We start from the raw sequence: 14258 nt of genomic DNA on the forward strand, positions 1-14258 counted from the left end.
AGTTCAACTTTCCGCCTCGATTCCGCCACGCTTTTTTCACATCTCCGGACATCGCGCTTTCGAGGAATGTCCTGTACAATGGACGGATAAGAGGTGAACGATCATGCGGCTCACGCAAACGTGCGACTATGCACTCCGAACATTAATGTACAGCGCCACCTTCTCCCATCGTCTCGTGACGATCCAAGAAGTGGCTGACCAATACCAGATCTCAAAGAACCACGTCATGAAAGTCGTCTATGAGCTCGGCAAACACGGCTATCTTGAATCGGTCCGCGGCCGCGGCGGCGGTTTCCGGCTCGCCCGCCCAATGGAAGACATCAACGTCGGTGACGTCGTCCGGACGATGGAGCCGCTCGAGCTCGTCGAATGCTTCGGCGAAGGCCGCTGTGTCATCGCACCGGCTTGTGACCTGCGGAGCGTCTTGAACGAGGCGATGCTCGCTTTCCTGCACGTGCTCGACCGTTACACGATCGCCGACCTGATGGCGAACCGAACGAATGAACTGGCCATGCTTTTAGGCATAAAAAACCCGACGGACTAAAAACTAGTCTGTCGGGTTTCGTTGTTAAATCGGCTTCAGTTTTCTCTCAATCTCTGCTCGGCGTGGCTCTAAGAAAGGCGGCAACGCCAGCCGTTCCCCGAGCGTTTCGACGGGCTCATCGGTCGCAAACCCCGGTCCATCGGTCGCGAGCTCGACCAAGATTCCGCTCGGCTCGCGGAAGTAAATCGATTTGAAATAGTAGCGGTCAACCAGTCCGGAATGACTGATGCCGAACGCATCGAGTCGCTCGACCCAACGCCCCATCTCGGCATCGTCCTCGACGCGAATCGCGACGTGATGGACGCTGCCCCGTCCCGGCCGTTCCGACGGTAGGTCGGGACGCCCGACGAGATGAATCTCCGTCCCCACACCTCCGTCACCCGTCTCGAAGACACGCACCACTTGACCGTCCCGTTCGATTTCGGTCGAAAAGCGATAGCCGAGCAGGTCCGTCAACACCCGCTCCGTCTTCTCCGGTCGCCGAACCGTCCATTCGCTAAATCCGAGACCGAAGACGGCAGCGTCAGCAGAGACCGGCCCCTGTCTCCACGGCGTACCCGTCCCGCCTTCCACGAGACAGAGCCGTTGCCCCTCTTCATCCTCGAAGTAGAGCGTCGGCCGTCCGAGCACGGCCGTCACTTCGTCATGCAGCACACCGAACGCAGCAAACCGCTCAAGCCAGTACGGCAACGCCCCTGCCGGCACCCGAAGCGCCGTCCGTGAGAGACTGCTGCTTCCTCGATACGTCTGTCCGAGAAACGGTAGCTCAAAAAACGTCAAATCCGTCCCCGGTGCGCCCGTCTCGTCCGCATAAAACAAGTGGTACATCGACGGATCGTCCTGATTGACCGTCTTTTTGACGAGCCGCATCCCGAGGACCTCCGTATAGAATCGCAAGTTCTTCTTTGCGTCCCCTGTCATCGCCGAGACGTGATGCTGTCCTAAAATCGCCTTCATCGACCTCTCCCCTTCCACATTTGATTCTATTGTACCACCCATAAATAAGTAAAGTCAGATTTACATTAAGTAAAGTTTGCTTTACACTATGAGTAGAAATAAGAAATGGGGTGGCGATATGCCATTAGTCAATCGCGTCAAAGAGTTGCGGGCCCGGCATCAATTGACTCAAGGCGACCTTGCGGCCAAGGTCGGCGTGACGAGACAGACGATCATCTCGCTCGAGAAAGGGAGCTACACCCCGTCGCTCCTGCTGGCGATGCAAATCGCCCGCGTATTCGAGGAACCGGTCGAATCGATTTTTACGATTGAGGAGGAAACAATTTGAAACATGTCGTCATTCAGTCCATCTCCAGCATCATCCTGTACATCTTGATGGCATTTCTATTCAGCTCGTTCGTGTCCGATGTGACCACGGTGATTGAAACCGAGCGATTCGAAATCGAATTTAACATGGTGCCGCTGTTGTTGCTCGTCGGCTTCTTCATTGTCTGGAGCGTCTATTCGTTCAACACCCGACCGAATCGCGACATGAGTTTTTGGAAATGGTCGGTCCGGATGACCGAGTTCAGTGACGTCGATGAACGCGAACAAGTGATCACGGCGAAAGCGACGAAAGCGGCCTACGTCTCGTTCGGGATATCGGTGCCGCTGCTCATGTCGTCGTTCATGTTTTACCCGCTGTTCGAAGACGCGTTCCCGACCTACCCGATCTACGCACTCGCCTCGACACTCATCATCTCGACGCTCGTTTACATGACGACTTGGATTCGGGCCTACACTCATTAAGGAATTCACCTCGAATTCCTTTTTTTGTGTCGATTTTTCGTCGAGTCGGGCGTCGTGATTGCCAATTTTGTCTCGTCGTGCTTATATATAACTAAATGGTTATATACTAATTCGTTGAAGGAGTCTTGTCTTGTGAAAACCGTCGATTTGACGACCGGACGTGTGCAGAGCGTCATCTTGGCGCTCGCCCTTCCGCTCGTCGGCAGCTCGCTCTTACAGTTCACGTATAGTCTCGTCGATATGTTTTGGGTCGGTGCGCTCGGTAGCGACGCCGTCGCCAGTATCGGTGCGGCCAGTTTTTATATTATGCTCGGCCAGGCGATTCAATCGTTACTTGTCGTCGGCGCCGGCATCAAAGTGTCGCAAGCCGTTGGCAGGCGGGACCAACAGTTGATTCAACGTTACGTCAAGGCCGGAAAACGAGGTAACCTCGTCCTCGGCCTGTTCTTCTTGACGCTCCTCGTCGCCTTTGGTCAGACGCTGATTGGCTTTTTGAATATGAACGCACCAACCGTCGAGCGGCTCGCTTACAGCTACTTGCTCGTAAGCGCACCGATGCTGTTGTTCTCGTTCTTCAACTTGCTGTACGCCCGCATATTCAGCGCTTTCGGCAATACGACGGCGGCGATGCGGATCAATGCGACCGGGGTCACGCTCAACATGATCTTGTCGCCGCTCTTCATCTATCCGCTCGGTCTCGGCGTGCTCGGGGCCGGTCTGGCGACACTCGTCGCCAACGCCGTCATGTTCGGCTTCTTCTGGCATCGGGCTCGCGCGCTCTTTGACTGGGACGAGACGGTCGAACCCGTTCGCGCCGACTATACAGAGATCGTTCGCCTCGGCTTCCCGATGGCGACCCAACGCGTCCTCTTTACCGTCATCAGCATTCTTCTCGCCCGCATGATCGGATCGTACGGGACGGAAGCGATCGCCGCCCAGCGCATCGGCCTACAGATCGAGTCGATTGCCTACATGATGATCGGCGGACTGAACGGGGCGATTGCGAGCTATACCGGCCAAAATATCGGCGCCCGACAGATTGAACGCGTGCACGAAGGGTATCGCGTGACGACGCACCTCGGTATGCTCTATACCGGGCTAATCACGCTCGTATTCCTCTTCTTCCCGGACGTGCTCATCCGCGCCTTCGTCGATGATCCGACTACGATCGAGATCGGGGCCAGCTATTTACGTATCATCAGCGTCTCCCTCATCTTCGCCTCGCTCGAGATGATCGGGAACGGTTATTTCTCAGGACTCGGGCTGCCGAAGATCCCGGCGATGATCTCTATCGTCTTCACCGTCGCGAGGATCCCGCTTGCCATCCTCCTCGAGCCGTATCTCGGCATCGACGCCATCTGGTGGAGCATCGCCATCTCGAGCATCGTCAAAGGGCTCGTCTCGGCACTGTTTGTTCGACTAAAGAAAAAGGAAGTGACTTCACTTGCAGAAGCGATTTAAGCAATTATCCAAGCAACTTCTCACGAGCGGACGGTTCGCGATCGAACGCGAAATGCTACGTGTGACAACAGACGGGACGCTCGCCGTGACGAAACATCCGTCAAGTCTCGGTGACAAAGCGACGCACCCGTATATTACGACCGATTTTTCTGAGAGCCAGATCGAACTGATCACGCCGACGTTCCCGACCGTCGAAGCGGCACATAACTTTTTAGAGACGCTTTATGACATCACGGCGCTAAATATCGGCGACGAGCGGCTTTGGCCACAGTCGATGCCGTGCCCGTTGCCGGACGGCGGCGTCATCCCGCTCGCCGACTTCGGCAGTTCCGGTATTGAGGCCGGCCGTTACCGTGAACATCTGCTTCAAAAGTACGGGGCGAAAAAACAGCTCATCTCCGGGATCCATTTCAACTTCTCGTTCTCGGACGAGTTGATCGCCGCGTTATATGAAGGGTCTCCCGAGCAATATGACCGCTTCAAAAACGAGCTCTATTTGAAGCTCGTCCGCAACTATTTGCGCCTGCGCTGGCTCGCTGTCTACTTGCTCGGCGGAACGCCTGCCGTCCATACGAGCTACGAGGAACGCTGCGTCAGCCAAATGCAGGCGTTGAACGAGGACGTCTACTCGAATACGACGGCGCTGTCGTACCGAAATAGTGACTGCGGTTATACGAACGTCGAACCGCTCTATCCGAACTATGCGACGCTCCCAGACTATGCGAGTAGCGTCCGCCGGTTGATCGCCAAAGGCGACATCGCCAACCCGAACGAGCTGTACTCGCCGATTCGACTGAAGACGTCACGCGGCGGAAATGACCTCGACCGGCTCGAGAAGAACGGCATCGATTATATCGAGATTCGCAACATCGACCTCAATCCGTTCGAGAAGACCGGTATCGCACTCGATGATTTGCGATTCCTGCACGTCTTCTTGCTCTATTTAGCGTTGAAAGACGAGACTGACTTTGCGGACTGGCAAGCCGAGGCGTTCCGTAACCAACAGCTCGTCGCCAAAGAGGGACTATCGCCGTCACTCGTCCTCGAACGTGATGGCGAGCCGGTCGCGCTGCAAACGTTCGCTCGTGATCTCGTCGCTGACATCGAGTCGTTCAACGCGCAACACGACCTCGGTTTTGCTGACGTCTTCGCGTCCGTCCGGGAACGGATTAACAACGTCGAAGCGACCTACTCGGCCCGGCTGACAAAAGTCATGACCGACGAAGGCTATACGACCTGGTCACTCCGCCAAGCCGAGACGTATTATGAAGATGCGTTCGCCAACCGGTTCCGGATGCACGGCTATACGGACATGGAACTGTCGACGCAAATTTTGATGAAGTCGGCCTTAAAACGAGGTTACGCGGTCGATGTCGTCGACCGGGACGACCAATTCATCCGTCTTCGTCACGGCAATCGGGTCGAGTACGTCAGACAAGCGACGAAAACGTCGAAAGATAACTACGTGTCGGTGCTGATGATGGAAAACAAGACGGTGACAAAACATGTGCTCGCCGAACACGGCATCCACGTCCCTGGGGGTGTCGAGTTGCGCAGTGAAGACGACTTGCGTAACGTCTGGTCCGAGTTTTCCGCTCAGCCGATCGTCCTGAAGCCGAAATCGACGAACTTCGGGATCGGCATCCACATCTTCAAAGACGGGACGACGCTCGACGAGGCGCTCGAGGCGTTCCGCCATGCCAACACGTTCGACGACGTCGTCTTGCTCGAGACGTTTTTACCGGGGAAAGAATATCGTTTCCTCGTCATCGGTGATAAGGTCGCCGGCATCTTGCACCGCGTCCCGGCGAATGTGACCGGGGACGGTGTCTCGACGATCCGCGAGCTCGTTGCGAAGAAAAATGAGGATCCGCTCCGCGGCAAAGGCTATAAGACACCGCTCGAGAAGATCGAGATCGACGACATCGTCGTATCGTTCCTGCGTCCGCAAGGCAAAACTCCTGACAGCGTCCTCGCTGACGGCGAACGCGTCTTCTTGCGCGAGAACTCGAACATTAGCACAGGTGGCGACAGCATCGACTATACGGACCAAATCTCTGACTTTTATAAACAGGTCGCGGTCGATTCGGCGAAAGCAATCGGTGCCACGATTTGCGGCGTCGATATGATGATCCCGTCGCTTGACGCAGAAAATGACTACGGCATCATCGAATTGAACTTCAACCCGGCCATCCATATCCATTCCTTCCCGTACGAAGGGAAAGAACGTCCCATCGGCGAGACGGTGCTCGATTTGTTGTTTGACTGATCAGGTTGGAAGGACGCTCAATTCGGGAATAAGGACTACATCGTTTCAAGTCGGTGTACCGTACTTTCTCTAGAGAGGAGTCTTTCAAATGGGAACGGTCAAATCGCACGTCGAAGGTAAGACGTTGGTTGTTGAGCGGAGTTTCAAAGCGCCACGTGAGCTCGTGTTCGAGGCATTCTCAAGCCCGGCTCACTTAGAGGCGTGGTGGGGACCTGCGGGATGGAAAACAGACATCCGCACGTTTGAGTTTGAACCGGGTGGGACATGGCATTATTGCATGACCTGTGTCGATGAGGACCAAGTCGATTATGTCGGGATGGAGTCATGGGGCAAGGCGACGTTCCTTGAAATCGATCCCCATTCCCGGATTGTCTACCTTGATGCTTTTGCAGACGAGGCGGGGAACGTCAATCCCGACTTCCCGGTCATGACGATCACGAACGAATTTATCGACATTCCGGACGGGACGTTGCTCGTCAGCCGCTCCGAGTTCACAGACGATGCTGCTCTCAAACAGGTCGTCGAAATGGGCGCCGTCGAAGGCTTCTCGTCACAACTCGATCGTCTCAACGCCATCGTCTCGAGATAACCAAAACCGCCCGCACCTCGGTTGAGATGCGGGCGGTTTTTTGTTAAAACAGAAAATAACTGACAATCAAGATGAGCGTGAAGATGAACACCATTCCGATGGCGAGCGCGACGAGGCTCATCTTCGCCGACTTGAACTGCTGCGAGTTGATCGTGTGCACTTTCTTCAAGTACGACCGTGTCCCGACGAGGATCGTCGCGATACCGAAGATGATCGACAAAATGCCGATCGCCGTGATCAGTTGATGCTCGGCCCCGCTCAAGTTCTCACTTCGATAGTAATGAAAGTTCGTCACGAGGAAGCCGATCCCGATGACGGTGATGGCCGTCCGGATCCAGGCGAGGAACGTCCGCTCGTTGGCGAGGTGCTGTTGAATGTACTGTGAATCGACCGTCTTCTCTAAATCTAGTTTCATAACTTCCCCTCTTTCTAGCCGTCGTAGTCGATCAACCGATTTTTCAACGCGAACTGGACGAGCTCGTGTCGATGCTTGATTTGAAGTTTCTGCATGACGCGTCCTTTATGGTTCTCGACCGTCTTCGGACTGATGCCGAGTTTCTCTCCAATCTCGATATTTCCGTAACCGAGCGTTGTCAAACGTACAATTTCCGACTCACGCCGCGTCAGCACCGACTCTGTCTTTTGCGATGCTGCTTTCTCGATAAACGCTTCCGACAGAGACGTTGCATAGTAACGCTTCCCTTCCATCACTTGCTTGATGCCGTCGACGAGCTGGGCCGGATCACTATTTTTGGATAAATAGCCGGGCACACCGAGCTCGAGCGCGCGTTTGATGTAAAGCTCCTCATCGTGCATCGTGAGCAGGATGACTTTGGCGGTCGGTACTTCTTGCGCTAACGCTTTTGCCGTCATAAATCCGTCGAGTCCGTTCGGCATCGTGATGTCGAGCAAGACGACGTCCGGTATCGTCCGCATCGCTTCCTGGATGGCTGTCGTCCCTTCGGCCGCTTCCCCGACAACGTTGATGTCTTTATAGGGACGAAACATCAACTTCAATCCACGCCGGACGAGTTCGTGGTCATCGACAATCAGCACATCAATCGGTGTCATAGCGACCTCGCTCAATCGGAACGGACACTGAAATTTCAGTGCCTTGTCCGATGACTGATTCGAGTGTAAACGTACCGTGAATCGTTTTCGTCCGTTCTTCCATATGACGAAGCCCTAATCCTTTCGCCACTCGTTGTTGATCGAACCCGTTCCCGTCATCTTTAAACAGCACATCGATTTGTCCGTCATGCTCGACGATGCGGCAATCGATCGTACTCGCCTGTGCATACTTCATGCTATTGACGAGCGCCTCTTGGACGATGCGATACACGTTGATTTCGATGACGCGCTCATAGCGGTCAGCTAAACGAATGTCGGTCCGAAACGTGACGAGCGGGTATCTCTGGTGGCAAAACTATCAACTAACACGTTCAACGCCGAGCCGAGTCCGAATTGATCCAGCTCGATCGGGCGCAGTTGTTTCGAATAGCCGCGCACGTTATCGATCAGTCGGCCCACTTCGGCGAGTACGGATTCGATGTAGTCTTTTTTGTCTGGGTCGGATACATCGGACTGGAGCGCACCGAGGGCGAGGGCGATGCTGAACAACGATTGACCGACCCCGTCGTGGAGTTCTTGGGCGAGCCGTTCGTGCTCTTCCTCCCGGGCTCGAATCAATTCCCGCACCATCTGTTCGCGAAGCGCATGCGCTTCCCGGCGCTTGCGTTCCGTAAAATCGCGAAGCACGAGCAAATAGTACGTCGCACCCGATATCGGATCGTTCAAAATTCGCGCCGTATTCATCTCCACGTCGACCATCTTTCCCGAATATGTCGGCATCTCTGACGTGAAGTACGGGGAGCGCTCATGTTGGATCAAGTAGCATCGATCTTCGTCCGGACCGATTTCACGTCGTTGACAAAATGAACAGTACGGGACAGGTTCTCCTAGCCGCCACCCGGTCAATTGTTCGGCTGCCTCGTTCATCGTGATGATGTTTCGATCATGGTCCATCACGATGACCCCGTCTTTTAGGACATTTAAGATCTGGCGTTCAAAATCTTGAAGTGCCAATCCGCCCCCTCCTTTCTGTCTGCCTTCTCGTTTCCCCCATCATACCCCCGCGGGTAATTGTTGCCAACTATTTGAGCATACAAAAACCGGACGTGATGCATTCACGTCCGGACCGGTTCATTATTTTTTTGTTTGTTCGGACAATACTTCGACCGTCGCCTGCATATACTTGAGGCCGTGCTGGACCGATGGCTCTTTCAGCCAACGAACGAGCGAGAACAACGTGATGTTGCGGTCGTCGCGTTCGGCCCGTGCTCGGATTTCGGTGAGCATCGTGCGCGTGGCGTCGGCTTTTTCTTTTACCGGTGCGACATATTCATCGACCCGTTGACCGATCAGTTCTCGTGTCTGCTCGTCCGCGTAGACGTCTTGTGCGAAGGCGAGCACTTGTTCAAGCTGGTTCGTCACCTGGAGCAACATCGGCAACTTCTCGGCGAGCTTGACCGCCGCCTCGAGCGTCTCGACCTGTAAATTCGATGAGTCGAGGAGCGTGTCGACTTTTTGTCTCACTTGCTGGTCGTTCAACGTCGCCATCCCGAAATCGACGGCGTCTTCGAGGCGGCGAAGCGACTTCTCAATCTCGGGCAATCGTTCGACGAGGGAGACGAGCGCTTGCTCGACGTCCGGCCGCGTCAACACAGATTCTAATGTCTGTTCTTTCGTTGGTGTACGTTCCATCGTCTTCTCCCCCTTTCTCACATCGTCCCTTTCAACATCCCGTTCCAATACATGACTGGAAGAAAGTCTTTTTTCAAGATGTACATGCTGTGGCGTTCTTTCGCTTGATTGAACGGCATCGACTCTTGTGGAACTTTCTCGTAATCAAATTCGGCCAAGATGAGTTTGTTGTAACCTGTGACGATCGGGCAAGACGAGTAGCCGTCATACGACGCGACCGGGACTTGACCATACATGAGGTCACCCACATTTTTAGCGACGACGGGCGCTTGTTTCCGAATCGCGGCCCCGGTCTTCGACGTTGGTAAATTCGTGCAGTCACCGAGTCCGAAGACGTTTTTATACTGTTTATGTTGAAGCGTGTACATATCGACATCGACCCATCCACCCGCGTCCGCAAGCTTGCTTTCTCGAATGAATGTCGGTGCTTGCATCGGTGGCGTGACGTGAATCATGTCATAGCGCATCTCGAACGTTTCACCGCTATCTAACTGTTCAAAGACAGCGACTTTGTCATCTGCTTTAATTTCGATTAAATTGACACGGAAATGTGTGTCGATCCGTTTTCGTTCGAGTACTTTTTCGAGCGCCGTCCGATATTTGGCAACGTCAAAGATAGCCGGGTTGGCCGATCCGAAGACGATCTTACTATTATCGCGGACACCTGTTTTCACAAAGTAATCTTCTGCCATATACATAATTTTTTGCGGGGCCCCGCCACACTTCACAGGTGATGCCGGGTGCGTGAACAACGCGGTCCCGCCCTCAAAACCCCTAAGGGTATCCCACGTGTAGTCGACGTGTTGATACGAGTAGTTGCTACATACTTGTTTCGTCCCAAGCGCTGCTTCTAACCCTTTGATCCGACCCCAATCGATTTCAATCCCCGACGCGACGACCAAGTAGTCGTAATAAATCGTCCCGTTGACAGCCGTCTCGACTTGATTGGCTTCTGGGTCGAAGCTGATCACCTTGTCCTGAAGCCATTTTGCACCTTTTGGGATGAGTGTCGCCATGTCTCGCTCCGACTCTTCTTTTTTCGCGGCACCGGCTCCGACGAGCGTCCAAAGTGGTTGATAGTAGTGTTTCTCTTCAGGGTCGATCAGCAAAACCTCATCGGCTAAATGATGTTTTTCACGAAGCAGGCGAGCAGCGACGCTAATCCCTCCGGTACCGGCTCCGACGATGACAACTCGATAATGAGTACGCATAAAGCAATTCCCCTTTCGTTTCCGTAGATGACCGACAAAATTATGTCAATTCAGTGAACTTACCCACGCCTTCAGCATAGTTGAAAGCGCATACAACTTATATAGGGGAAGTCCCTCAATTTCTCCCGGACTATAGGACGCAACTATGATCGTCGTCATCTAGTCATGAAGTGCCCCAGTTGTTTTCCTGGGTCAATCTGTGAGTTAAATCACTTCACCCGACGTGATTTCCTCATCAAAACGGCATAGGGGATTCCCCTCATTTGACGAGGAAAGTATTGACTCCATTATACCATAGGGGGTATAAATTGGTTATCTAATTTTTTAGGAGGACTTTTTCACAATGACACAACGACCTTATCATCCGCTCTACTTCTTATCAGCACTCGGTAACGGCGGGCTCGCCGTCTCGTTCTTTATGTATTTCATGTTTTTGATTCCGCATCCGGATTCACCACTCCCCCATTTCGATCATTTGCGGGCCACGTTTGAGAAAGGAGGAACTGCGCAAATTCTCGTTGTCGCTGTCTCCCTCATCATCTTGGCGCTCGCGGTGAACCATTTCCGCCTGCTCATTTGGAACGTCCGCTCGTTCCACACGTACAAGCGAACGTCGGCTTATCAGGCTCTCAAAGGCACTCCGGGTGAAGTGGCGGTCATGGCCGAACCGCTTACATACGCGATGAGCGTCAACGTCGTGTTCATTCTCGGCGCCTTGTTCGTCCCTGGACTATGGGCCAACGTCCAATCACTCTTCCCGTTCGCCTTGCTCGCATTCTTGGCAATCGGCGTCTACGCGCTCGTGCTTTATGTTCAGTACATCTCCAACGTTATGGCGAACGGTAAATTCCCGGTCGACAACTTGAATCAATTCGGACAATTTTTAGGAGCGTTCGCGTTTGTCATGGTCGCTGTCGGTTTAGCGAGCCCTGCCGCGATGTCGACGACACCATGGGTCTATGTCACATCGACGGTCGCCTCCCTCTTGTTCTTAGCGCTCGTCAGCGGTATCCTCCTCTTCTTCGGCGGTATGAGTTTACGTGCCGTATTGGCGAAAGGTCTGGCCAAACCTGGCGCACCGACCGTCTGGTTACTGATTCCGATCTTCACGCTCACTGGAATCACGTTCGTTCGAATCTATTCGATGGTGTCGCACCGGCTACTCGAGACACATGTCAACACGGCGCTACTGTTCGTCGTACTCGGCTTCCTGTTCATGGCGAGCACTGCCGTCGGCTTGATCGGATTCCGTGTATTGCGTCGTCTCGACTATTTCAACGAACAGCCTGATGGCGCGGCGAGCTTCGGCCTCATCTGCCCAGGTGTCGCCTACGTTGTCCTCGGTATGTTCTTCGTCCACTGGGGACTCGTTCAAAACGACTTCATCACAGCGCATAGTCTGATGCACTACGTCATCTTGTCACCGCTCGTATTCGTCCAAGCGAAGACGATCCAATGGCTCATCACACTGTCGGTCAAACACCTTTCACTACGAAAAAACGTATCCAAACTTGAGGCCGCGTAAGCATCGTTCCTCAACAAAAGCCCTGTCGAAACGATTGTTTCTTCAGGGCTTTTGTTATTGTTGATGGGAGAGTACCTCGAACAACTTGTCGAGCCGAGACGTATCGATGTCTAAAAACGCATCCCCGACACTGATCTCGGTCGAACAATGACTGTCATGCGGCACGACGTACCCGGTGATGCCGATGCCTGTCTCCGTTTGGACACGCTCGATCCAATTCGAGACAGTTTCTGCGTCCCCATTCATATGAAGGTGGAACATGTTCGTCACCGGCACATCCGGCGTCGTCCAGACACCGTCGAGCGCATTGAACCGGGTTGCGAGCGCTTTGGCATGTTCGTAGTACGTTCCCATTCGGTCTTTCCTGAGCTCATAGTAGTAGTCGGCCGGGATGATGTACGGGTATAAGCCGATCAAGTCGCCGCCATAGCGCCGTTTCCAGATTCTTGCCTCGTCACAGAACGCTTTCGGTCCGCCCAAAATCGCCCCGGCGACACCGCCGATCCCTTTGTAGAACGAGACGTAGACGCTATCGAACAAGGCGCATACTTCTTCGGCCGTCTTCTCATAATATGGTAACGTCTCGAACAGGCGGGCCCCATCGAGATGCAGATGAATCCCCCGATCCCGGCAGTGCCGGCTGATCGCTTCAAGCTCATCAAACGGTGGCAAATAACCGCCGAGCTCACGTTGCGGCAACTCGACCAACAGGCAAGCGACGTCCGGTAACGCCTTCACTTCTTCAAGCGTCATCAATCGGTCCGCTCCCCCGATCAAAAGCGGCTCGAGGTGATGCAGCTGTCTCAACCCGTCTTGTTCATGAATCTCCAAGTGACAGAGCGGGTGATAGGCGACGCTTCGATTCCCTGTCTCGTCCGACCAGATGCGTAAGGAGATCTGTTGTGCCATCGTGCCGCTCGGAAAGAAGACAGCGGCTTCCGTCCCGAGCCGCGTGGCGAGCTTTTGTTCAAATTGTTCGATGACCTCGCCCGTCCCATAATGGTCGCTCGTTTGCTCCGGGTCGGCTTGCTCAAACGCGCGCTGTAAGACGCCGACGTTCCGTTTCCCGTGCCCGCTCAGTTGATGCGTCGTCTGTTGATATGACGTCCGTAAATCCATGTCATCCCCTCCAAAAGAAGCCCCTTGTCACGAGACAAGAGGCCAAGATTTAGTCGCGTACGCGGACGATCAACTTGCCTCGTACTTTCCGCGTCTGAAGCTGTTCGAGTCCGTCTTTCAAGCGGTCGAACGGCAATACGTCGGTGACGAGGTCGTTCAGTTCACCCGTTTCGAGCAGTTTCATCAACTCCTCGGCCATATACGCCAAGTTGCGAATCGCGCGCTCGTCTTCGCTCGCATGGGCCGCACCGAGGGCGACTTCATGGATCGATGGTGACAGCGTGAACCCTTTCATGTTCGACATGTCAGGTGGACCGGCGATATGAGCGAGCTGTCCGCTGAACGCGAGGCGATCGAGATCGGCTGTTGCCACGTCGCGGCCGACAGTGTTCAAAATCAAATCGACACCACGGCCGTCCGTCAGTTCCATGATTCGTTCCGTCACGTCCTCGACGTTGTAGTCGATTGCGACGTCGGCACCGAGTGATGTGACCCAATCAAAGTTTTCCGGCGATGCCGTCGTGAATACTTTGAGACCGAGCTTTTTCGCGAGCTGAATCGCGTAGCCGCCGACCCCGCCCGCTCCGGCGTGGACGAGAATCGTCTCTTTGTCGCGCGTGTTCAGCTTCTGCATGACCGCTTCATACGCCGTCATGCCGGCACAGAGGATGGCTGCTGCCGCTTCGTCGCTCACGTCTTGCGGTACGACGGCACAAGCACGGGCGTCGACGACAGCGTACTCGGCGAAACCTCCGTTGTTCGCGAGACTCGTATGGACGGCGACGCGTGAGCCGGTGATGATGTTGGCGATGCTCGAGCCGACTTCGACGACTTCGCCGACGAGGTCGACGCCGAGGATGTGCGGGTATGCCCAGTTCGGGTTGCCGTTCGTGCCGACTTTATAGTCGACCGGGTTCAAGGCGACCGCTTCGACTTTGATGAGCAGTTCGCCCGCGCCCGGGGTCGGTCGTTCGATGTCCCCGAGGTGCATATTTTCTAAGCCAGGTTGTTCAAGTAGCCATGCTTTCATG

General features: G+C 54.4%; 16 protein-coding genes. 7 read left to right on the plus strand and 9 right to left on the minus strand.

Features of this window, described 5'->3' with window-relative positions; all coding sequences use genetic code 11:
• Positions 1-103 precede the first annotated feature (103 nt).
• Positions 104-544: an RrF2 family transcriptional regulator gene (locus EVJ23_RS05435; protein WP_070328272.1), complete on the plus strand. Its 441-nt coding sequence runs from the start codon at positions 104-106 to the stop codon at positions 542-544.
• A 24-nt stretch (positions 545-568) separates the two neighbouring features.
• On the opposite strand, the gene EVJ23_RS05440 is transcribed toward EVJ23_RS05435, so the two are convergent.
• Positions 569-1501: a ring-cleaving dioxygenase gene (locus EVJ23_RS05440; protein ID WP_131464691.1), complete on the minus strand. Its 933-nt coding sequence runs from the start codon at positions 1499-1501 to the stop codon at positions 569-571.
• Positions 1502-1619: 118 nt separating this feature from the next.
• Between EVJ23_RS05440 and EVJ23_RS05445 the strand changes: the two genes are divergently transcribed.
• The 5 genes from EVJ23_RS05445 (at position 1620) to EVJ23_RS05465 (ending at position 6609) form a co-directional block, all read left to right on the plus strand.
• Positions 1620-1829 (plus strand): helix-turn-helix transcriptional regulator, encoded by a 210-nt coding sequence (locus EVJ23_RS05445; RefSeq protein ID WP_070328276.1) that lies wholly within the window; start codon positions 1620-1622, stop codon positions 1827-1829.
• The gene (locus tag EVJ23_RS05450) at positions 1826-2290 is read left to right on the plus strand and encodes a hypothetical protein (RefSeq protein ID WP_071398441.1); all 465 of its coding nucleotides are present in this window, start codon (positions 1826-1828) and stop codon (positions 2288-2290) included. The genes EVJ23_RS05445 and EVJ23_RS05450 overlap by 4 nt, the downstream gene beginning before the upstream one ends.
• A 132-nt stretch (positions 2291-2422) precedes the next feature.
• Positions 2423-3751, plus strand: a complete 1329-nt coding sequence (locus EVJ23_RS05455; protein ID WP_131464693.1) for an MATE family efflux transporter — start codon at positions 2423-2425, stop codon at positions 3749-3751.
• Positions 3735-6020: a bifunctional glutamate--cysteine ligase GshA/glutathione synthetase GshB gene (gene gshAB, locus EVJ23_RS05460; RefSeq protein WP_131464695.1), complete on the plus strand. Its 2286-nt coding sequence runs from the start codon at positions 3735-3737 to the stop codon at positions 6018-6020. The genes EVJ23_RS05455 and gshAB overlap by 17 nt, the downstream gene beginning before the upstream one ends.
• Positions 6021-6108: 88 nt before the next feature.
• Positions 6109-6609: an SRPBCC family protein gene (locus EVJ23_RS05465; RefSeq protein WP_070328281.1), complete on the plus strand. Its 501-nt coding sequence runs from the start codon at positions 6109-6111 to the stop codon at positions 6607-6609.
• A 43-nt stretch (positions 6610-6652) separates the two neighbouring features.
• On the opposite strand, the gene EVJ23_RS05470 is transcribed toward EVJ23_RS05465, so the two are convergent.
• The 6 genes from EVJ23_RS05470 to EVJ23_RS05495 form a co-directional block, all read right to left on the minus strand.
• The gene (locus tag EVJ23_RS05470) at positions 6653-7024 is read right to left on the minus strand and encodes a YidH family protein (protein WP_021066029.1); all 372 of its coding nucleotides are present in this window, start codon (positions 7022-7024) and stop codon (positions 6653-6655) included.
• Between the two features lie 14 nt (positions 7025-7038).
• On the minus strand, positions 7039-7680 hold the full coding sequence (locus tag EVJ23_RS05475) for a response regulator (protein ID WP_236633471.1): 642 nt from the start codon (positions 7678-7680) through the stop codon (positions 7039-7041).
• Complete coding sequence (locus EVJ23_RS05480; protein ID WP_131464697.1) at positions 7667-7951, minus strand: sensor histidine kinase; 285 nt, start codon at positions 7949-7951, stop codon at positions 7667-7669. The genes EVJ23_RS05475 and EVJ23_RS05480 overlap by 14 nt, the downstream gene beginning before the upstream one ends.
• 32 nt (positions 7952-7983) lie before the next feature.
• Entirely contained in the window at positions 7984-8694 is a 711-nt protein-coding gene (locus EVJ23_RS05485) for a sensor histidine kinase (RefSeq protein ID WP_131464699.1), read from the minus strand.
• 120 nt (positions 8695-8814) lie between these two features.
• The gene (locus EVJ23_RS05490; protein ID WP_131464701.1) at positions 8815-9372 is read right to left on the minus strand and encodes a hypothetical protein; all 558 of its coding nucleotides are present in this window, start codon (positions 9370-9372) and stop codon (positions 8815-8817) included.
• A 17-nt stretch (positions 9373-9389) separates the two neighbouring features.
• Complete coding sequence (locus tag EVJ23_RS05495) at positions 9390-10583, minus strand: FAD/NAD(P)-binding oxidoreductase (RefSeq protein WP_131464703.1); 1194 nt, start codon at positions 10581-10583, stop codon at positions 9390-9392.
• Positions 10584-10926: 343 nt separating this feature from the next.
• Here EVJ23_RS05495 and EVJ23_RS05500 point away from each other — a divergent pair, with 343 nt between their 5' ends.
• Entirely contained in the window at positions 10927-12108 is a 1182-nt protein-coding gene (locus tag EVJ23_RS05500) for a TsoY family (seleno)protein (RefSeq protein ID WP_070328285.1), read from the plus strand.
• Positions 12109-12162: 54 nt separating this feature from the next.
• Here the strand turns inward: EVJ23_RS05500 and EVJ23_RS05505 are convergent, their stop codons facing one another.
• Together EVJ23_RS05505 and EVJ23_RS05510 are read right to left on the minus strand one after the other, a co-directional pair.
• Positions 12163-13227: a threonine aldolase family protein gene (locus EVJ23_RS05505; RefSeq protein WP_131464705.1), complete on the minus strand. Its 1065-nt coding sequence runs from the start codon at positions 13225-13227 to the stop codon at positions 12163-12165.
• Between the two features lie 49 nt (positions 13228-13276).
• A complete protein-coding gene (locus EVJ23_RS05510) occupies positions 13277-14257 on the minus strand; it encodes a zinc-binding dehydrogenase (RefSeq protein ID WP_131464707.1) in 981 nt (326 codons plus the stop codon).
• Between the last annotated feature and the right edge of the window lies 1 nt (position 14258).

The sequence above is a fragment of the Exiguobacterium sp. SH1S1 genome (assembly GCF_004337245.1).
In the GTDB taxonomy this organism is placed as follows: Bacteria; Bacillota; Bacilli; order Exiguobacteriales; family Exiguobacteriaceae; genus Exiguobacterium; species Exiguobacterium aurantiacum_A.